The 19,885-nt window shown below is 70.1% G+C and carries 16 protein-coding genes and 1 pseudogene; 9 read left to right on the top strand and 8 right to left on the bottom strand.

From position 1 onward, the window contains the following. Positions 1 to 16 precede the first annotated feature (16 nt). Both ACESMY_RS01185 and ACESMY_RS01180 read right to left on the bottom strand, forming a co-directional pair. Positions 17 to 355: a hypothetical protein gene (locus ACESMY_RS01185; RefSeq protein WP_372781338.1), complete on the bottom strand. Its 339-nt coding sequence runs from the start codon at positions 353 to 355 to the stop codon at positions 17 to 19. A gap of 169 nt (positions 356 to 524) precedes the next feature. After that, positions 525 to 671, bottom strand: a pseudogene (locus ACESMY_RS01180) (LuxR C-terminal-related transcriptional regulator); the annotation flags it as partial. Positions 672 to 769: 98 nt separating this feature from the next. Here ACESMY_RS01180 and ACESMY_RS01175 point away from each other — a divergent pair. From ACESMY_RS01175 to ACESMY_RS01165, 3 genes are read left to right on the top strand one after another with little or no spacing between them, the layout of a single operon-like run. Then, complete coding sequence (locus tag ACESMY_RS01175) at positions 770 to 1,159, top strand: helix-turn-helix domain-containing protein (protein ID WP_372781336.1); 390 nt, start codon at positions 770 to 772, stop codon at positions 1,157 to 1,159. 36 nt (positions 1,160 to 1,195) lie between these two features. Further along, positions 1,196 to 2,746, top strand: a complete 1,551-nt coding sequence (locus ACESMY_RS01170) for a response regulator (protein ID WP_372781334.1) — start codon at positions 1,196 to 1,198, stop codon at positions 2,744 to 2,746. Positions 2,747 to 2,780: 34 nt separating this feature from the next. Continuing rightward, entirely contained in the window at positions 2,781 to 4,496 is a 1,716-nt protein-coding gene (locus ACESMY_RS01165; protein ID WP_372781332.1) for an MFS transporter, read from the top strand. Here ACESMY_RS01165 and ACESMY_RS01160 read toward each other — a convergent pair. From ACESMY_RS01160 to rlmN, 3 genes are all read right to left on the bottom strand, one after another. Beyond that, positions 4,493 to 5,320 carry a serine protease gene (locus ACESMY_RS01160; RefSeq protein ID WP_372781330.1) on the bottom strand — a complete coding sequence of 276 codons (828 nt, stop codon included), beginning with the start codon at positions 5,318 to 5,320 and terminating at the stop codon, positions 4,493 to 4,495. The two genes, ACESMY_RS01165 and ACESMY_RS01160, sit on opposite strands and share 4 nt — an antisense overlap. Positions 5,321 to 5,336: 16 nt before the next feature. Beyond that, entirely contained in the window at positions 5,337 to 5,765 is a 429-nt protein-coding gene (locus tag ACESMY_RS01155; RefSeq protein WP_372781328.1) for a DUF350 domain-containing protein, read from the bottom strand. Positions 5,766 to 5,882: 117 nt separating this feature from the next. Beyond that, entirely contained in the window at positions 5,883 to 7,046 is a 1,164-nt protein-coding gene (gene rlmN / locus ACESMY_RS01150; RefSeq protein ID WP_372781326.1) for a 23S rRNA (adenine(2503)-C(2))-methyltransferase RlmN, read from the bottom strand. Between the two features lie 98 nt (positions 7,047 to 7,144). On the opposite strand from rlmN, the gene ACESMY_RS01145 reads away from it, so the two are divergent. After that, positions 7,145 to 7,930, top strand: a complete 786-nt coding sequence (locus tag ACESMY_RS01145) for a transporter (protein WP_372781324.1) — start codon at positions 7,145 to 7,147, stop codon at positions 7,928 to 7,930. Positions 7,931 to 8,033: 103 nt separating this feature from the next. Beyond that, positions 8,034 to 9,035 carry an NADPH:quinone oxidoreductase family protein gene (locus tag ACESMY_RS01140; protein ID WP_372781322.1) on the top strand — a complete coding sequence of 334 codons (1,002 nt, stop codon included), beginning with the start codon at positions 8,034 to 8,036 and terminating at the stop codon, positions 9,033 to 9,035. A 3-nt stretch (positions 9,036 to 9,038) separates the two neighbouring features. Here the strand turns inward: ACESMY_RS01140 and ACESMY_RS01135 are convergent, their stop codons facing one another. Then, positions 9,039 to 9,476, bottom strand: coding sequence for a YkvA family protein (locus ACESMY_RS01135; protein WP_372781320.1), 438 nt, complete (start codon positions 9,474 to 9,476; stop codon positions 9,039 to 9,041). 57 nt (positions 9,477 to 9,533) lie between these two features. Between ACESMY_RS01135 and ACESMY_RS01130 the strand changes: the two genes are divergently transcribed. After that, on the top strand, positions 9,534 to 10,313 hold the full coding sequence (locus tag ACESMY_RS01130; protein ID WP_372781318.1) for an SDR family NAD(P)-dependent oxidoreductase: 780 nt from the start codon (positions 9,534 to 9,536) through the stop codon (positions 10,311 to 10,313). A 3-nt stretch (positions 10,314 to 10,316) separates the two neighbouring features. Here ACESMY_RS01130 and ACESMY_RS01125 read toward each other — a convergent pair whose 3' ends face one another. Then, on the bottom strand, positions 10,317 to 11,285 hold the full coding sequence (locus ACESMY_RS01125; RefSeq protein WP_372781316.1) for an alpha/beta hydrolase family protein: 969 nt from the start codon (positions 11,283 to 11,285) through the stop codon (positions 10,317 to 10,319). Between the two features lie 63 nt (positions 11,286 to 11,348). Here ACESMY_RS01125 and ACESMY_RS01120 point away from each other — a divergent pair, with 63 nt between their 5' ends. The 3 genes from ACESMY_RS01120 (at position 11,349) to ACESMY_RS01110 (ending at position 18,282) form a co-directional block, all read left to right on the top strand. Beyond that, positions 11,349 to 11,945, top strand: coding sequence for a TetR/AcrR family transcriptional regulator (locus ACESMY_RS01120; RefSeq protein WP_372781314.1), 597 nt, complete (start codon positions 11,349 to 11,351; stop codon positions 11,943 to 11,945). A gap of 137 nt (positions 11,946 to 12,082) precedes the next feature. Beyond that, the gene (locus tag ACESMY_RS01115) at positions 12,083 to 13,222 is read left to right on the top strand and encodes an AI-2E family transporter (RefSeq protein ID WP_372781312.1); all 1,140 of its coding nucleotides are present in this window, start codon (positions 12,083 to 12,085) and stop codon (positions 13,220 to 13,222) included. A gap of 209 nt (positions 13,223 to 13,431) precedes the next feature. After that, positions 13,432 to 18,282: an NAD-glutamate dehydrogenase gene (locus tag ACESMY_RS01110; protein WP_372781311.1), complete on the top strand. Its 4,851-nt coding sequence runs from the start codon at positions 13,432 to 13,434 to the stop codon at positions 18,280 to 18,282. Here the strand turns inward: ACESMY_RS01110 and purH are convergent. Next, on the bottom strand, positions 18,279 to 19,871 hold the full coding sequence (gene purH / locus ACESMY_RS01105; protein WP_372781309.1) for a bifunctional phosphoribosylaminoimidazolecarboxamide formyltransferase/IMP cyclohydrolase: 1,593 nt from the start codon (positions 19,869 to 19,871) through the stop codon (positions 18,279 to 18,281). The two genes, ACESMY_RS01110 and purH, sit on opposite strands and share 4 nt — an antisense overlap. Positions 19,872 to 19,885: the final 14 nt, after the last annotated feature.

Raw genomic sequence — 19,885 nt, 5'->3', positions numbered from 1 at the left:
AGACGGGCGAGTGGGCTTAGATCATTTCGGCCGAACCGGTTTCGGGCTCGGGCTTGAAGTTCTCGTCCAACAGAACCCAGGTCATGCAGAGAATCTCCCGCAAGACCATTTCCGAAGGTTTGAAAGGCGCGAGCTTCCGCGTACCCGACACCAGATGCCGGGCCATATTGGCCTGCGCCGGAGTCGCCGCCAGGTCGACGAGCTGTCGTTCCAGTTGCGCCCAGGTAAAGGTCGGGAGAGCTTCCTCCCGCGCCGCCGGGGTCGGCCAGCGGGCCTCGAAGTCGTCGATCTCCCGGCGCAGGCGAAGCGCCCGACCGATCACCGCCCGGTTGTCGAAGTTCTGCCAGTCGCCCATGGGAAGCCCCCTCTGTTGCCGGCTCATCGGGCCAGAGGTTAACGGCCTCGTCTGTCCTGATCGCGTCCTGTCCTGATACGATCAGGACATGGTTAACGTCGGCTTGTCGGGCGAGCTTGGCGGCGGCGTAACGATCCTCGACGCCCAGCTTGCGGCGCGCGCGGTCGCAATAGGTGTCCACCGACGTCTTGGACATGCCGAGTTGCCGGGCGATCTGCTTCGACGAAAGATGCTGATCGACGAGCCGCAGGCATTCGCGCTCACGCGGCGTGAGCAGTCCCACCGGATCTTCGGAGATGATGTCCCGTGCGCTCATGGCGTGAACACTAAACGACGACTTGGGCTCCGCGTCTACTTTAACGCGAAGACCGACCGCAGATGAGCTACACTAAGCCGCATTCGGAGGCGCCCGATATGGACATGAAAGACCCCGGCCGCACCGCCCAGCTGGAACTGGCGATCGGCGCGCGGATGCGCACGCGCAGGCGCCAACTCGGGCTTTCGCAGAGCGATCTGGCCGAGCGGTTGGGCGTGTCGTTCCAGCAGGTGCAGAAGTACGAACGCGGCGCCAATCGCGTGGCGGCCTCCACCTTGCTGACCGCGGCCCAGTCTCTAGGGACGAGCGTCGCATGGCTGGTGGGCGAGGAGGCCTCCGGCCGCGAAGACGACGAGGATGTCTTCCGGGCGCTGTCGCGGCCGGGCGCGCTGGAGATCCTGCAGGCCTTCAACGCCATAGGCGATGCGCGGACCCGCCAGGCCCTTTTGGCGCTGGCCCGCGAGATGGCGGCGGACCGGGGCGCTTGACTGACCGTTAAGTCCCTTGGGGTTATCGGAGGTTTCATGCGGAGACCTCCCCCGAGACCGGCACGACCTCTCGCCGAGCGCCGCCCGCGGCGCGCGCAGATCAGCGCCGAACAGCTCGCCTCGCTCAGCCACGAGTTCCGCACTCCGCTAAACGGCGTGCTGGGCATGGCGCGCCTGCTCGAGAGCACCCGGCTCACCGCCGAACAGCGCGACTACGCCACCGCCATCCGCGATTCCGGCGAGCATCTGCTGACCCTGGTCAACGACGTGCTGGATTTCGCCAAGCTCGGCGCGGGCAAGGTTGAGCTGCATCCCGGCGAGGTCGACGTCGCGGGCCTGCTGCGGGGAATCTGCGAACTGCTGTCGCCGCGGGCGCGCGAAAAGGGCGTCGAGATCGCCTGGGCGACGCCGAAGGACCTGGGCGCGATTCGCGCCGACGAGGGCCGCCTGCGCCAGATCCTGCTCAACTTCGCCGGCAACGCCGTGAAGTTCACCGAGACCGGCGGCGTGCTGGTCAGTGTTTCACAGCCGGGAAAAGGCCGCCTGCGGTTCATGGTGGACGACACCGGGCCGGGCGTCTCGGCCGCCCAGCGCGAGCGTATCTTCGAGGCCTTCGCCCAGGCCGATCCGGCGCACGCCAGCCTGGGCGGCACGGGCCTGGGCCTGGCCATCGCCCGTCGTCTGGCCCAGTCCATGGACGGCGAAGTCGGCGTCGAGACGCGGACCGAAGGCGGCGCGCAGTTCTGGTTCGAGGCGACTTTCCGCGCCCTGCCCGGCACCGCCGCCGCGCCGACACTGGTCGGCCGCAAGGTCGGCGTCGCCTCCCCCAATCCCATCGTCCGCGAGGCCGCCCGCCGGCAGATCGAGGCCTGCGGCGGCAAGGCGGTGGCGGAGGCCAGCATCGAGGCGTTGGCCGGTCGCACCGCCTTCGGCGACGTCATCCTTGTGGACCATGCGCTGGTCGCGGGCTCGCGCCTGCTGCGCCGTCCGCCCGAACGCCGCGCCATCATCCTGCTGGCCCCCGAAGAGCGCGCGCTGATCGGGCGCTACCGCCGCGCGGGCTTCGCCGGCTATCTGATCAAGCCGCTGCGCCGCGCCTCGCTCGCCGAGCGGGTGCTGATCGCGGCGGGCGCCGAACAGGCCCCGGCCGCCGGCGTCGAGGACGAACGGATCGCCGCGGCCGCGGCGCCGGGCAAGAAGGTGCTGCTGGTCGAGGACAATCCGATCAATGCGCTGCTGGCGCGCGCGCTCCTGACCCGCGAGGGCTGCGAGATCGACCACGCCAGCGGTGGCGAGGAAGCCATCGCGGCGATCAAGGTCGGGACCTACGACCTGATCCTGATGGACATGCGCATGCCCGGGCTCTCCGGCGAGGAGACGGCGCGGGGGCTGCGGGCCATGGGCGTCGCCACGCCGATCGTGGCCCTGACCGCCAACGCCTTCGAGGACGACCGCCACGCCTGCCTCGCGGCCGGGATGAACGACTTCCTGGTCAAGCCGATGTCGCCTGACGCCCTGCGGGCCATGTTGACCCGCTGGACGGGGCGCGGCTGGACGGAGACCGCGCGGCGCGCCAAGGTCGGCTGACCGGGCGCCTGGCGCCGAAAACGCCGGACCAGACATGAGCGCGGACGCCGCCGAGCCGAAACCCAAGCGGAACGTGCTGGCGGCGCTGGCCGTGTTCGGCGAGCGACGCAGCCTGGTGATGCTGGCCCTGGGGTTCGCCTCGGGCCTGCCGAACCTCCTGATCTTCGACACGCTGTCGGCCTGGCTCAGGGACGCCGGGCTTTCGCTGGAGGTGATCGCGGTCTTCAGTCTGGCGACGCTGGCCTATTCTGCGAAGTTCCTGTGGGCCCCCCTGGTCGACCGCACCAAGGTGCCCTGGCTGACGAAATGGCTCGGCCACCGCCGCTCCTGGATGCTGGTCTGCCAGGCCCTGGTCATGCTGGGCCTGTGGCTGGTGGCCGGCAGCGACCCGAAGGCCGCGCTCGGGGTCATGGCGCTCTTCGCGGTCTTCGTGGGCTTCGCCGGCGCAACGCAGGACATCGTCATCGACGCCTGGCGGATCGAGGCGGCGACCGTCGAGAAGCAAGGCGCCATGGCGGCGGCCTACCAGTGGGGCTACCGCTTCGCGACCATTGCGGCCGGCGCGATCCCCCTGGTGCTGGCCGAGGCCTACAACTGGCATCTGTCCTATGCGGTGATGGCCGCGATGATGCTGATCGGCGTGGCCGGCGTCCTGGCCGCGCCGCGCGAGGCCGCCCATCAGGTGAGGCCGATCCACGCCGAGGGCCTGCCCGCGCGCCCGGCGCTCGAAATCCCGGAGTGGATCCTGCGCCTTGGCCTCTTCGGGCTGGGCGCGGTGATCCTGGGCTGCGGCCTGGCGGCCGACGCGAGCCTGATCTCCGCGGCCCTGACCTCGCTCGGCCAGGGCCCGGCGGGCGAGGCCCTCAAGGCGGCCTGGTCGGCAAAGCCCTGGGGCGTCTTCTACCAGCTCGGCGGCTTCCTGGTCGGCCTGACGATCATCGTGGTCGCGGCCCTCCCGGCCCCTGGCGTCCGCACCCGGCCCGGCGTCTATCTGAGCGCCGCGCTCGGCGATCCCTTGCGGGACTTCTTCACCCGTTACGGAAAGATCGCCGGCCTGATCCTGGCGCTGATCTGCCTCTACCGGCTGACCGACTTCGTGCTCAACATCATGAACCCGTTCTACCTCGACCTCGGCTTCAGCAAGATCCAGATCGCCGAGGTGCGGAAGGTGTTCGGCACCGCCGCCACCATGGGCGGCGTCTTCCTGGGCGGATTCGCGGTCGCCCGATGGGGCCTGATGCGGGCGCTGGTGATCGGCGCCTTCCTGGCCCCGGTCAGTCACATCGCCTTCGCCTGGCTGGCCATCGAGGGGCCGGATATCCACGCGCTGCTGATCGCCATCGGCATCGAGAACGCCGCCTCCGGCTTCGCAGGCACCTGCCTGATCGCCTATATGTCGAGCCTGACGCGGGTCGGTTTCACCGCCACCCAGTACGCGCTCTTCTCATCGCTCTATTCGCTGCCCGGAAAGCTGCTCGCCTCGCAGTCCGGCCGGATCGTCGAGGCCTCGGCCAAGTCGGCCGACACCGGCGGGGTGTTCTCGGGCCTCAAGGGGATCTTCGCGACGACGCCGCCGGAGGCCTATGTCCACGCGCTCGAGAAGTCGCATGTGAGCCCGCAGGCGCTCGGCGTCGGCTACGTCGTGTTCTTCCTCTATTCGGCCGGCATCGGCTTCCTGGCGATCGTGCTGGTCTTGATCGTGGCGGCGAGGCAGCCCGCGGCGGCCAGCGCCACGGAAACCACCGTCTAGGCGGTCAGGCAGACCACCTGGGCGACCCGCAGGTTGCGGCGCAGGTCGTCGGCGACCCGCCCGTAGTTGTCCGCCGAGATCGCCCCGCCCGGCGCGCCGGAAAGCCGCCGCCCGCCGGCCCCGAGGATCCGCGCGGTAGTCTCCGGCGCGGTGGTGTAGATGCGGCCGCGCCGGGGCGCCTCGGCGATGGTCACGCCGACCACGCGCCCCTGGTCGTCCAGCGCCGGCGCGCCGGAAAGTCCGCCCAGCGTGCCCTTCAGGCCATCGGTGCGGCCGGTCTCGGCCCAGACCAGCACCGGCTCGGTGCGCGCGCCGCGGCCCTGAACGACGAGGTTCTCGCGGCCGATCAGGCGGGAGCTCGCCTCGCCGGGACGGCCCTGCGGAAAGCCCATGTGGAAGGCCTGTTCGCCCCGCCGCAGCCGTGCCGTCAGGCCGAGCGGCAAGGGCGGCGCGCCGCCGTCGGTGGTGAGGATCGCCGTCTCGGCCTCGGGGTCGATCCTGACTTCGGCGGCCACGCCGCGGCCCGGGGCCACCACGATGGCGGCCTGGGAGCAGCCCTCGACCACATGGCGCGCGGTGACCCAGACGCCCGAGGCCGAGACCGAAAACGCGGTGCCGGCGCCCGGCTCGGTCTTGCCGGACACCTCGACCACCACCGCCGGATCGAAGGGCGAGGCGGGGCCGAGCGCCGCGCCCTCCGCCGCGGGCGCGGGCGGCGGGGCGGCGGGCGCATCGACGTGCGCCTGGCGGCCGACCGCGGCGATCAGCAGGGCGACCACCACGGCGGCGTAGATCAGCCAGTCCGGCAGCCTCGGGAAATGCATAGGCGGGACCCTGGGCTCAGCCCGAGACCGCGGCCGCGAGGATCAGGGCGGTGGCGATCTTGGCCCCGACCAGCATGGCGGCCGCGGCCATCTCGCCGTCCTGGATCCGCTTGGGCAGGCCATGCAGCACCAGGTCGACCACGCGGAAGATCAGCAGCTGGACCAGCATGGTCGCCACCCCCCAGAGCCCCAGCTCGATCATGGTGGTCGAGGCCTTGAGCGATACGGCGAGCGGTATGGCCAGACCGACCAGCACCCCGCCCAGCGACACCGCCGCGGCGGTGTTGCCGTCGCGGATCAGGGTGATCTCCTTGTGCGGGGTCAGCATGACGTAGAGCGTCGCGGCGGCGAACAGGATGACCACCGTGATCCCGGCGTGCAGCAGGGTGATCGGAAAGCCGGTGGCGAAGGCCTGGATTTCCGGAGACTGGAGGGTCGTGGTCATGGGACGGGCTCTCTCGGCAGACCGCCTTGGATAGCACGCCGCCGCACCCCAACAACGACCGTCATGGCTCAGCCTGTCCGGGCCATCCGGGACAAGCCGGGGGACGCGCTCGTCGAACTATTGAGCCTCGGCCTGAGCCGCCTTGCGCCGGACACTGGCGCGGACCTTCTCGCTGTCGCTCTTCAGCTGGCCACAGGCGGCGAGGATGTCGCGGCCGCGCGGCGTGCGGATCGGCGAGGCGTAGCCGCCGCGGTTGAGGATCGCGGCGAAGGCCTCGATGGTCCCCCAGTCGGAGCATTCGTAGGGGCTGCCCGGCCAGGGATTGAAGGGGATCAGGTTGATCTTGGCCGGGATGCCCTTCAGCAACTGGACCAGGGCCTTTGCCTCGGCCGGGCTGTCGTTGACGCCCTTCAGCATGACGTATTCGAAGGTCACCCGCTTGGCGTTGGAAAGGCCCGGGAAGGCCCGGATGCCGGCCATCAGTTCCGCCAGGGGATACTTCTTGTTGAGCGGCACGAGCTGTTCGCGGAGCTGGTCGTTGGTGGCGTGCAGCGAGATCGCCAGCATGGCCTGGGTCCGCTCACCCAGCGCCTGCAGCTCGGGGACCACGCCCGACGTCGAGACGGTGATCCGCCGGCGCGAGATCGCGATGCCCTCGTTGTCGGCGATGATGTCGATGGCGCCGGCGACGCTGTCCAGATTGTAGAGCGGCTCGCCCATGCCCATGAAGACGATGTTGGAGAGCCGGCGATCCTCCTTGGGGCTCGGCCATTCGCCGAGGTCATCGCGGGCGACCTGCACCTGGGCCACGATCTCGGCGGCGGTCAGGTTGCGGACCAGGGCCTGGGTGCCGGTGTGGCAGAAGGTGCAGTTCAGCGTGCAGCCCACCTGGCTGGAGACGCAGAGCGCGCCGGCCCGGCCGACGTCGGGGATGTAGACCGTCTCGATCTCGATGCCGGGCGCCGTGCGGATCAGCCACTTGCGCGTGCCGTCCTTGGAGACCTGCCGCTCGACGATCTCGGGACGCGCGATGGTGAAGGCCTCGGCCAGGGCCGCGCGCATCTCCTTGGCCACGTCGCTCATCAGCGCAAAGTCGGTGACGCCGTAGTGGTGGATCCAGCGCCAGAGCTGGCTCGCCCGCATGCGCGCCTTCTCCGGGCGCACGACCTCGGCCGCGATCAGGGCGGCGGCGAGCTCAGGCCGCGTCAGCCCCGAAAGGTTCGGTTTCACGGCGGCGCGAGGCGTGGCCGGCGCACGCGAAAGGTCGAGGGTCACGCCCAAGGGGACAAGCTTCCTGTCTGGAGGTCGCCGAATATAGGCGAGCTGGCGCTTTCGGCCAAATCGGCGGTGACTGGACCGACGCCCCTGAAGGACGCGCGATGCGTAGCCAGATCCTCCTCGCCCTCGGTTTCGCCATCCTGGCGGCCGCGCCCGCCCGCGCCCAGGACCTGCGCGACCTCTGCGCCCAGCGGCCCGGCAAGGCGACGCCGCCCTGTATCCTCGACGCCGGACACCTGCAGATCGAGGTCGGCCTCGCCGATGCGGTTTTCCAGCGGCGGGGCGGCGTCCACGAAGACACCTATACCCTGGGCGCCGCGGAGCTGCGGGTCGGCGTCACGCCGCGGATCGAACTCGAAGCCGGCTGGTCGCCCGCGGTAATCGACACCGTGCGTGGGGGCGAGCGGCGGACGGGCGCTGGGGACGCCAGCTTCGCGGTCCTGGGCGCCCTCACCGATCCGGACGGCAAGGGCGTCGCTGTGTCGGCCCAGGGGTTCGTCACTCTGCCGACCGCCACCCACGGTCTGGGCGCGGGCGGCTGGACCGGCGGGGTGCGGCTGCCGATCGCCGCGCCGCTGAGCGACAGCGTGTCGCTCGGCCTGACACCGGAGATCGATCTCCTGCGCGACGCAGCGGGCGGCGGCGTGCATGCCGCCTGGGTCGGGGTCGCGAGCCTCAGCCGCGCCTTTGGCCCGACGACCCTGGGCGCCGAGCTCTGGGGCGAGGTCGAGGACGAGCCCGCCGGAACCATCCGCCGCGCCAGCGCCGACCTCACCGCCGCCGTCGCGGTCGGCAAGTCCCTGCAGTTCGACGTCGGCGCGAACTTCGGCCTGAACCACGCGACCCCGAACGCGGAGATCTACGCGGGCATCGCGCGGCGGTTCTAGACCGCGCCATTCAAACGGCCGTTCGATTTGCGCCTTCCGCGCTCTGGCTGGCTGGGCTAGCGTCCGGCCGACTTCGAGAACACCACCACCCGGGAGAGCGGACATGAAGGCGCTGTTGAGCAAGGCCGTTGGCGGGCCCGAGACCCTGGTGCTGGAAGACGTGCCGTCGCCGGAGGCCAAACCCGGCTTCGCGGTGGTGTCGGTCAAGGCGGTCGGGGTGAACTTTCCCGACGTGCTGATCATCGAGGACAAGTACCAGTTCAAGCCCGCGCGGCCCTTCGCGCCCGGCGGCGAGATCTCCGGCGTCGTCAAATCGGTCGGCGAGGGCGTGACCCACATCAAGCCGGGCGACCGGGTGCTGGGCAACACCGGCTGGGGCGGCATGGCCGAGGAGCTGGCGCTGGAGGCCGCGCGGCTGGTGAAGATCCCCGACGCCATGCCCTTCGACGACGCGGCCGCCTTCATCATGACCTATGGCACGAGCTACCACGCCCTGAAGGACCGGGCCGACCTCCAGCCCGGCCAGACCCTGTTGGTACTGGGCGCGGCGGGCGGTGTCGGCCTGGCGGCGGTGGAGCTGGGCAAGCAGATGGGCGCGCGGGTGATCGCGGCGGCCTCGAGCCAGGAGAAGGTCGACCTCTGCAAGCGCCACGGGGCCGACGAGGGCGTGGTCTACGGCCGCGGCCCGTTCGACCGCGACGGCCAGAAGGCGCTCGCCGAGCAGTTCAAGCAGGCCTGCGGCCCGAACGGGGCGGACGTGATCTATGACGGGATCGGCGGCGACTATGCCGAGCCCGCGCTGCGCTCCATCGCCTGGGAGGGCAAATATCTGGTGGTTGGCTTCGCCGCCGGCGACATCCCGAAGATCCCGCTGAACCTCGCCCTGCTGAAGGGCTGCGACATCGTCGGCGTCTTCTGGGGCGCCTGGGTCGGCAAGAACCCAAAGCTGCACCAGAAGAGCGTGGCCGAGCTGCTCGACCTCTACACCGCCGGCAAGATCAAGCCCTACGTCTCCGAGCGCTTCACCCTGGCCAAGGCCGCCGACGCCATCAAGCATCTGGCCAGCCGCCAGGCCATGGGCAAGGTGGTCATCACCGTCGACTGAGGCTCAGTCGGTCGCCCGCATCCGCTCGACCGCGAGCCGCGCCGCCTCGCGGTGGCGGGGTTTCAGGTGGCGGCCGACGATCGACAGCATGGCCACGAACACCGCCGCGTCGTCGGTGTAGCCGATGCCCGCGATGAAATCGGGGATGGCGTCCACCGGCATGACGAAATAGGCGAGCGCGGCGAACATCATCCCCTTGGCCGCCACCGGGGTCTCGTCGTCGCGGGCGCAGAACCAGACGGCCAGCGCCTCCGAGGCGAAGGGCACGTGGGCCGCGACCTTGCGGATCTTCGGCCAGAAGCCGCGGGCCACCCGCTGCTCGTTCACGCGCATGACATGCGGGACCAGCGCGCGGCTCGGATCGAGCGGCCCCCCTTTGCCGGCATGGGCAGGGTCGAAATCGGCATTGACGTGGGGTGACGCTTTTTCGCGGCCGCTCATCGGGCTAAAGCCTCGGCTAATAGGCATCTAGATAACGAGATCGGGAGCGCAACGTCCATGCAACTCAATTCCTCCGTCGCCGCGGTCGTTACAGGTGGGGCCTCGGGCCTGGGCGGCGCGACCGTCCGCGCGCTCGCCGCCCAGGGCGTCAAGGTCGCCATCTTCGACATGAACGAAGAGAAGGGCGAGGCCATGGCCAAGGAAGTCGGCGGCGTCTTCTGCAAGTGCAATGTGACGTCCGAGGAAGAGGTCGACGCGGCCTTCGCCAAGGCCCGCGCCGCCAACGGCCAGGAGCGGATCCTGGTCAACTGCGCCGGCACCGGCAACGCCATCAAGACCGCCGGCCGCGACAAGCAGACCGGCGAGACCAAGCATTTCCCGCTCGAGGCCTTCAACCTGATCATCCAGATCAACCTGGTCGGCACCTTCCGCTGCATCGCCAAGTCGGCGAAGGGCATGCTGGACCTGGAGCCGATCGACGGCGAACGCGGCGCCATCGTCAACACCGCCTCGGTGGCGGCTGAGGACGGGCAGATGGGCCAGGCGGCCTATTCGGCGTCCAAGGGCGGCGTGGTCGGCATGACCCTGCCGATCGCCCGCGATCTGGCCGGCGACGGTATCCGGGTGAACACCATCCTGCCCGGCATCTTCAACACGCCGCTGATGCAGTTCGCGCCGCCGCAGGTGAAGGACGCCCTGGCCGCCTCGGTGCCGTTCCCCAAGCGCCTGGGCAACGCCGAGGAATATGCGCAGCTGGCGTTGACCATGATCACCAACGGCTACTTCAACGGCGAGGATGTCCGGCTCGATGGCGCGATCCGCATGGCGCCGCGCTAGGCCCTAGCCCAGCGTCTTTCGGAAGAACCGCACGATCTCGGCGTTGAAGGCCGCGTGGAAGGCCACGCGGTCGAAGACGCCGTCGCCGCAGATCGAGGGCGCGGCCTTGGCCATCGCAGCGCCGCAGGCCGGCATGAAGTCGAAGTGATCGGCGCCCGGGACCACGTGGCTCTCCGGCGGCTTCGGCAGGGTCCTGCGCACCGCCTCGGCGTAGTAGGGCTGAGGCAGCACGGTGTCCCACTCCGCGCGCCAGAGCTGCACCGGGACCTTCACCGCCGCCAAGCCCTGAGGCGTGAAGGCATAACCCAGGGCCGGGGCGGCGATCACCCCAGCGCGGATACGCGGATCATGCGCCGGAACGGTCTGTGCGGTCGGCTGGCGCGGCAGCATGCGCAGCATCTGGCATTCGTAGAAGTGCGGGTGGACGGCGCAGTGGCGGTCCACCTTGCTCATGTCGGGCTCACCGCCGATCGCCGCCAGGACCGTGAAGCCGCCGGCTGAGAAGCCGAAGGCTCCGATCCGCCCGGCGTCGATCGCTTCATGTCCGCGCCAGGCGCCCGTCATGTAGTCGATCGCCACGCTGAGATGTTTCGGCCGTTCGATGATCCGCAGCGCCCGGCTGCGGTCATCGTAGGTGTCGCCGGTGTGGGCGACGGCGGCGACCACGAAGCCGGCGCGGGCCAGGGCCTGGGCGGTGTCCCAGTGCGAGGTGTCCGATCCGCCGGTCCCGTGGCTGATGACCACAAGCGGATGGCCCCGTCCGACGATCGGCCCGCCGCGCGCGACGGCCTGGGTCTCGAGACCCATCGGCTCCGAAACCTCCGGCGCATCGCTTGGATACCAGATTGAGATCTTCAGGGGCCGGTCGCCGGCCACGGGCGCGCTCACCGTCTCGAACCCGACCGTGGCGGCGTGGGCGAACCCGCACCAGACCAGGGCCGCGAGGCCGGCCAGCCAGACATGCAGCTTCATCTCGATCTCCTATGTAAGCGCCACTTACATTGCGCGGCGATGTTAGCTGTGTCAACATTCGGTATGGCCGCCAAGCGCACCTATCACCACGGAGACCTGCGCGAGGCGCTGGTCGCCGCCGCCCAGGCCGCGGTGGAGGCCGGCGGGCCCGAGGCGCTGTCGCTGCGCGACCTCGCGCAGTCGCTGGGCGTCTCCACCGCCGCGCCCTATCGGCACTTCCCCGACCGGCGCGCCCTGCTGGCGGAGGTGGCCGCCAAGGGCTTCGCCGACCTCAACGCCGCCTACGCCCGCGCCCAGGCCGAGGGCGCCACGCCGATGGCGGCGATGCGGGAGACCGCGCGGGCCTATCTGACGCTCGCCTTCGGCCGGCCCGGCCTGTTCCGGCTGATGTTCGGCAGCGACATCCTGGGACCCGACGCGCCGCCCAACCTGATCGAGACCGCCGGCGAAGCCTGGGAGGGCCTGTTCCGCGCCGTCCACGCGCTCGATCCGGACGCCGACACGGCCACCGTGAAGCGCCGCGCCATCACCGGCTGGTCGACGCTTCACGGCTTCATCGCCCTGGTGCAGGGCGGACGGCTGAGGAGCTTCATGACCGAACCGCTGACCGAAGCCGAGCTGCTCGAGGCAATCCTCGACAAGACCCTCCACGAGGCCTGAACCTCCGCGGCCGAACACCGTTTCCAAGAGGCAAATTCCCTCCCCAATGGCCTCGAAGCGGGGTAGGGATCAGCCCGTATAGACGGCGGAACGCCCGCCGCGGACAGTCGAGCCAGCGCGTCACGCGAAAGCCTTCCATGCCGGTCACCGAGTCCATTGTCGCCCGCAACGCGCTCGTCATCCTGGCGGTGATCGCGGGCGGGGCGACGCTCTATGTGCTGGCGAGCATCCTGACGCCGCTGGCGCTGGCCATGTTCCTGGCGGTGATGATCGACGGCTTCGCGCGCGTCCTGCAGCACCGCCTGCCGCACGTCTCCAAGCGCGCCGCCCTGCCGCTGGCCATCGTGATCGCGATCGGGCTGTTCGGCGGCACCGCCTTCTTCGTCGCCGAGAACGGCGCCGGCTTCGCCACCCAGCTGGTGGCCTACGGACCGCGCCTCGACGCCGTCATCGCCCAGGTCGCGGGCCTGGCGCACATCGATCGCCCGCCGACCGTGCTCAGTATCGTCAAGGGGCTCGACGCCAGCAAATACCTGGGCCTCGTCGCCCGCGCCGTTCAGGACTTCGCCTCCACCGCCCTCTTCGTCCTGGTCTACCTGGCCTTCATCCTGGCCTCGCGGAAGGGCTGGGAGCGCAAGGCGATCGGCCTCTTCCCGGTGCGCGAGGAACGGCAGGACGCGGTGGTCGCCTTCCTGCGCATCCGCGACGGCGTCGAGCGCTACCTCTTCGTCCAGACCGTCACCGGCCTGATGGTGGCGGGGCTGTCCTGGATCGCCATGGCGGCGGTCGGCCTGCACGACGCGCTCTTCTGGGCGTTCCTGATCTTCCTGGCGGTCTACATCCCCGTGGCCGGCGGCGTGTTCGCCGGCGTCGCCCCGCCGCTCTTCGCCCTGGTGCAGTTTCCCAGCTATGGCCAGGCGATCATCCTGTTCGTCGTCCTGCAGCTCATCGGCATCGTGATCGGCAACGTGATCTATCCGCGGATGCAGGGGCGCAGCCTCAATATCGACCCGGTCATCGTGTTGCTGTCGCTGGCGTTCTGGAGCGCCATCTGGGGCGTGACGGGCGCGTTCCTGTCCACGCCGCTGACGGTCATGGCCATGGTGGTCCTGGCGCAGTTCGACGGCAGCCGGTGGATCGCGGTGATCCTATCGGCGGACGGCGATCCGCAGCAGCTGAAGAACAAGATGCCCAACGAACCCCCCGACAAGGCCGATCCGCCGCCGACCAAGGGCCCCCACGCCAAACCGGCCGTCCGCCGGGCCAGACAATCCTGATCCGCCAAACCTTCACCGAAGGACTTCAACTTGCGTTTTCGGTTCCTATCTAAGGTGGGCCCCGGGCTTCAAAAGTCCGGCGGCTGGGTCCGCACCCCCCCAAGCATGCGGACACAGCGAGCAGAGAGCGTTCCGCCGCCCCCCCACGGCGGAACCACACGGCGCCGGACACTCTCCTCCGGCGCCGTCCTCGCATCTGGAGGCGCCGCGTGACCCGCGCCGTCAGCGCCACTTCCCTCACGAAAGCCGTCGTCGACGCGCTCAGGGGCGACGCGGCGATCGCCGGCGCCAAGGCCTTCGCCGCCCAGGCGGCGGCCGACGCCGCGCCGGACGAGCTGCCCGAACTTTCGCCCGCCGAGCTGGGCGCCAACCTCGCCGATTTTTGGCGCTTCGGCGAGCGCCGCCGCGGCCGCGCGCCGACCATCCGCATCACACCGGCGATCGGCAGCAAGGCGCTGGACCGGCTGGAAATCGTGCAGGACGACGCGCCGTTCCTGGTCGACTCGATCATGGGCGAGATCGCCGAGCAGGGCCTGTCGGTGAGAGCGCTCTTCCACCCGATCGTCCAGGTGCAACGCGACCGCGCCGGCATCCGCGGCGGGACCGGCGACGTGCGGCGCGAGTCGATGATCCAGGTGATCCTCGACCCCGTGGGGGCCGACCGCGAACAGGCCCTGATCCGCGGCGTCACCGAGACGCTGAAAGACGTTCGCGCGGCGGTCGACGACTTCCCCGAGATGCTCAGCCTGATGGCGCGCACGCTTGCGGAGCTGAAGGCCCACGCCAAGCGGGCGCGGCCCGAGGAGGTCGCCTTCCTGGCCTGGCTGGAGGCCGAGCAATTCGTCTTCCTGGGCGCCCGGGTCTACGAATATCCGCGGCTGAAGAACGGCGACTACGCCGCCGAGGAGCCGCTCTACCAGGCCAAGGACGGCCTGGGCGTGCTGCGCGACCCCGAGCGCACGGTGCTGCGCCGCGCCAATGAGCCGGCGATCCTGCTGGGCAAGGTCAAGGACCGGCTGCTCACCGACCCGGCGCTGACCGTCGCGAAGTCCAACGTGCGCAGCAGGGTGCACCGGCGCGGCTACATGGACTACGTCGGTATCAAGCGCTACGGCGCGGATGACCGGCCCATCGGCGAGGTGCGCTTCGTCGGCCTGTTCACCGCCGAGGCCTACGACCAGCCGGCCAGCGCTGTGCCGCTGATCCGCGAGAAGGTCGCCCATGTGCTGGCCCGCGCGGCCATGGCGCCCGGCAGCCACAACGAAAAGCGCCTGAAGAACATCGTCGACAATCACCCGCGCGACGAACTCTTCCAGATGAGCGAGGACGAGCTGCTGGCCGAGGCGCTGGGCATCCTCCACCTCTACGACCGCCCGCGGGTGCGCCTCTTCGAGCGGCGCGACCCCTTCGACCGGTTCGCCTCGCTGCTGCTGTTCCTGCCCCGCGACCACTACGATTCCGACTTGGCCGCGCGCGCCGGCAAGATCCTGGCGAAAGCCTACCGCGGCCGGGTCTCGGCCTCCTATCCGAGCTTCTCCGACGCGCCGCTCGCCCGCGTGCACTACATCATCGGCTTCACGCCGGGCGCGCACGACGAGCCGGATCTGAAGGTCCTGGAAGCCGCGATCACCGAGGCCGCCCGCACCTGGGAAGACCGCTTCGACGCCGCGGTCCGCGCCTCCGGGCGCGCGCCGCAGGACATCGCGACGACCCTGGCCCGCTACGGCGAGGCCTTCCCGGCCGGTTACCGCGACCGGTTCGACCCATCCGGGGCGCTGGAAGACCTGGCGGTGATCGACGGCATGGCGGAGGGCCAGAGCGTCGCGGTGCGCGCCTACCGCTGCGCGGCCGACACCGAGCTGCAGTTCCGCTTCAAGCTCTACCGGCCGGCGGCCCCGGCTCCACTCGCCGACGTCCTGCCGATCCTCGACAACATGGGCCTGAAGGCCATGGCCGAGGCCGGTTTCCCGGTCACCCGCGCGGACGGCCAGGTCATCTGGGTGCACGATTTCGAGATCGAGGACCCGCACGGCGCCAAGCTGGTCTTCGCCCAGCTGAAGGAGGCCTTCGAGGACGCTGTCGTGGCGGTCTGGAACGGCCGCACCGAGAACGACGGCTTCAACCGCCTGGTGCTGGAGCTGTCGATCCCCTGGCGCGACGCGGCTCTGATCCGCGCGCTCGCCCGCCACCGCCAGCAGTCGGGCCTCGACCCAAGCCAGCGGGTGCAGGAAGAGGCGCTCTCCGCCCACCCCGAGGTGGCGCGCCTGATCCTTGAGCTGTTCAAGACCAAGTTCGATCCGGCGCCCCGGACCGGCCTCGACAAGCGCCGGGCCCAGGCCGACCAGGTGATGGTCAGGATCATCGAGGCGCTGCAGCACGTCGACAGCCTCGACGAGGATCGCGTCCTGCGCCGCCTGGCGCTGCTGGTCGGCGCGACCCAGCGGACCAACTTCTACCAGCCCGCCGCCGACGGCGGACCCAAGGCCTACATCTCCTTCAAGGTGGCGAGCGGCGAACTCGCCGACCTGCCGGCGCCCAAGCCCTACCGGGAGATTTTCGTCTGGGGGGTCAATGTCGAGGGCGTGCACCTGCGCTTTGGGCCCGTCGCCCGCGGCGGCCTGCGCTGGAGCGATCGGCGGGACGACTTCCGCACCGAGGTGCTGGGGCTGGTGAAGGCCCAGCAGGTCAAGAACGCAGTGATCGTGCCGGTGGGCTCCAAGGGCGGCTTCTATCCCAAGCAGCTGCCGAAGGGCGGCTCGGCCGACGCCGTGCGCGCCGAGGGGATCGGCGCCTACAAGACCTTCCTCTCCGGCCTGCTCGACATAACCGACAACCTGGCGCCGGACGGCAAGGTGATCCCGCCCGAGCATGTCATCGCCTTCGACGGCGACGACCCTTATCTGGTGGTGGCCGCCGACAAGGGCACGGCGACCTTCTCCGACATCGCCAACGGCGTGGCCGAGGACTACGGCTTCTGGCTGGGCGACGCCTTCGCCTCCGGCGGGTCGGCCGGCTATGACCATAAGGCCATGGGCATCACCGCCCGCGGCGCCTGGGAGGCGGTGAAACGCCACTTCCGCGAACTCGGCAAGGACATCCAGACCGAGTCCTTCACCGTGGTCGGCTGCGGCGACATGTCGGGCGACGTGTTCGGCAACGGCATGCTGCTGTCGAAGCAGATCAAGCTGCTGGCCGCCTTCGACCACCGCCACGTCTTCCTCGACCCCGATCCCGACCCGGCGAAGTCGTGGAAGGAACGCGAGCGGATGTTCGCCCTGCCCCGCTCGTCCTGGGACGACTATGACCGCAAGCTGATCTCCAAGGGCGGCGGGGTCTTCCCCCGCACCCTGAAATCGATCCCGCTGTCGGCGCCGGTCAAGGCGATGCTGTTGATCGAGGCTGACAGCCTGTCGCCCGCCGAGCTGATCCACGCGATCCTGAAGGCCCCAGCCGAACTGCTCTACCTGGGCGGCATCGGCACCTATGTGAAAGCCAGGGCCGAGGCCAATATCGAGGTCGGCGACAAGGCCAACGACGGGGTGCGGATCAACGGCTCGGACCTGCGGGTCCAGGTGGTGGGCGAAGGCGCCAACCTCGGCCTCACCCAGGCCGGACGCATCGAGTACGCGCTCGCCGGCGGGCGGATCGACACCGACGCCATCGACAATTCCGCCGGCGTCGACACCTCCGACCACGAGGTCAACATCAAGATCCTCACCGGCATGCTCGAGCGCACCGGCGAGCTGACCCGCAAGCGCCGCGACACCCTGCTGCAGTCGATGACCGACGACGTCGGCCGCCATGTGCTGGCCCACAACTACGACCAGACCCTGGCGCTCTCGCTGATGGAGATGGATTCGGTGGGCGAACTCCTGCCGCACGCCCAGTTCATGGCCGAGCTGGAAAGCAAGGGCCGGCTCGACCGGGTGGTTGAGGGCCTGCCGGACGCCACCGCCATCGCCGAGCGGGCGCAGATGGGGATGGGCCTGACGCGGCCGGAGCTGGCGGTCCTGCTGGCCTACGGCAAGCTCGAGCTGAAGCGCGAGATCGTCGCCAGCGACGCGGCGGACGACCCCTTCTTCGAGGGCTTGCTGGTCGACTACTTCCCCAAGGCGCTGCGGAAATACGAAGAGCCGATGCGCCGCCACCGGCTGCGGCGCGACATCATCGCCACGGTGGTCGCCAACGACATGATCAACCGCTGCGGCCCGAGCTTCCCGTCACGGCTGATGCCGGCCGCCGGCGCCGACGCTCAGGCCTTCACCGCCGGCTATGAGGCGGCCAAGGCGGTGCTGGAGATCCCGCCGCTGTGGGACGCGGTCGCCGCGCTCGACGGCAAGGCGCCGGCCTCCGGCCAGATGGCGCTGTTCCGGCGGATCAGCGCGGCGCTGCGCGGCGCCACCTTCTGGTTGGCCCGCCGCGCGGCCCGCGAGAAGCTGGAGGTCGACGGCCTGATCGCCCGCTACGGCCCCGACTTCAAGGCGCTGCACCGGCTGATGCCCGGCATATTGTCGCCGATCGAACAGGGCTCGGTGCAGGAGCGCATCGCCCACCTGGTCGAGGCCGGCGCGCCGGCGGACATGGCCCGGGCGGTCGCCGTGCTGCAGCCGCTGACCACCGCCGGCGACCTGGTGGATATCTCCGAGGCGTCGAGCTGGGCGCTGCCCAATGTGGCGCGGCTCTACCACGCGGTAGGCGCGGCCTTCGGCTTCGACCGGGTCCGCCAGGCGGCCAGCGCCTATTCGGTAGGCGACAACTTCGAGCGCATGGCGCTGCGCCGGCTGATCGAAGACCTCCTCACCCAGCAGGGGGAGCTCACCCGCGCGGTCATGGCTTTCACCGGCAACGCCCAGGCCGGCGACGAAGCGGAGCACGCCAAGGACGCGGCCAACTCCTGGGCCGCGCTCCACCGCGAAAAGACCTCCACCGCGCGGCGCACCATCGACGACATCGAGGCTTCCGGCGGTCCCTGGACCTTCGCCAAGCTGACCATCGCCAACGCCGCCCTGCGCGAACTGGCGGCCGAGGGCGCGAAGCGGAGAGCCCGCGACAAGACCTAGTGCCGGAACACCCGCACGCCGGTGAAGACCATCGCCATGCCGCGCGCGTCGGCGGCCTCGATCACCGCCTTGTCGCCGATCGAGCCGCCGGGCTGGATCACCGCCGTGCAGCCGGCGTCGGCCGCCTGGATCAGGCCGTCCGGGAACGGAAAGAACGCCTCTGAGGCGCAGGCCGAGCCCTTGAGGTCGAGGCCGAAGTCGGCGGCGCGCAGAGCGGCGATGCGGGCCGAGTCCTTGCGGTTCATCTGCCCGGCGCCGACGCCCAGGGTCTGGCCGTTGCGCGCGTAGACGATGGCGTTCGACTTCACGTGCTTGGCGATGGTGAAGGCGAACAGCATGTCGCGCACCTCCGCCTCGGTGGGGGCGCGCTTGGTCACCACTGTGAGGTCGGCGGACGTCAGCCGGGCGTCGTCGCGGCTCTGCACCAGGAAGCCGCCGGCCACCGACTTGAAGGTCAGGCCGGGCGCCAGCGGATCGGGCATTCCGCCGGTCGTCAGTAGACGGACGTTCTTCTTTTTCTTGAACAGCGCCACCGCGTCATCGTCGGCCTCCGGGGCGATCACCACCTCGGTGAGCAGCTTCAGGACCTCGGTCGCGGTCGCCGCGTCGAGCCGCCCGTTGAGCGCGATGATGCCGCCGAAGGCGCTGGTGGGGTCGCAGGCCAGCGCCCGCTCATAGGCCTCGACCATGGTCTTGCCTGTGGCCACGCCGCAGGGGTTGGCGTGCTTGATGATCGCGCAGGCGGGGCCGGCCTCGGGCGCGAACTCGGCGATCAGCTCGAAGGCCGCGTCGGTGTCATTGATGTTGTTGTAGCTGAGCTCCTTGCCCTGGAGCTGTTTGGCCGTGGCGACGCCCGTCCGTGGATTGGCGAAGCGGTAGAAGGCCGCTTTCTGATGCGGGTTTTCGCCATAGCGCATGGTCTGGACCAGCTCGCCGGCGAACGCGCGCCGGCTCGGCGCCTCGTCGCCCAGGGCCTCGGCGAACCAGGCCGAGATCGCCGCGTCGTAGGACGCCGTGCGCCCATAGGCCCGCGCCGCCAGCCGCTTGCGCAGATCGAGGCTCGTCGTCCCGTCGGCCTGCAGCTCGGCCAGCACCTCTTCGAGGTCGGCGATCTCGGTGCACACCGCGACATAGCCGTGGTTCTTGGCCGCCGAGCGGATCATGGCCGGGCCGCCGATGTCGATGTTCTCCACCGCGGTCGCGTAGTCGGCGCCCGCCGCGACCGTCGACTCGAAGGGGTAGAGGTTCACATAGACCAGATCGATGCCGCCGATCGCATGGTCGGCCATGGCCTTGGCGTGGTCGGGGGCGTCGCGCACGCCCAGGAGGCCGCCGTGGACCACGGGGTGCAGGGTCTTCACCCGCCCGTCCATCATCTCCGGGGAGCCGGTCAGGTCGGAGATGTCCTTCACCGGCAGGCCGGCGTCGGCGATCGCCTTGCGGGTGCCGCCGGTGGAGACCAGCTCCACCCCAAGGCCCGCCAGCACGCGGGCGGCCTCGACCAGGCCGGTCTTGTCGGAAACGGAGATCAGCGCCCGTTTGACGGGGGCGCGGTCCGGGGCGGGCGGAAAATCGGGAGCGGCGGGCACGGCATCCTCCTGGC

It is taken from the genome of Phenylobacterium sp. (assembly GCF_041691455.1).
Taxonomy (GTDB): Bacteria; Pseudomonadota; Alphaproteobacteria; order Caulobacterales; family Caulobacteraceae; genus Phenylobacterium.
The sequence above is the reverse complement of the archived record's forward strand: the minus strand, read 5'-3'. Positions and strand labels throughout refer to the sequence as shown.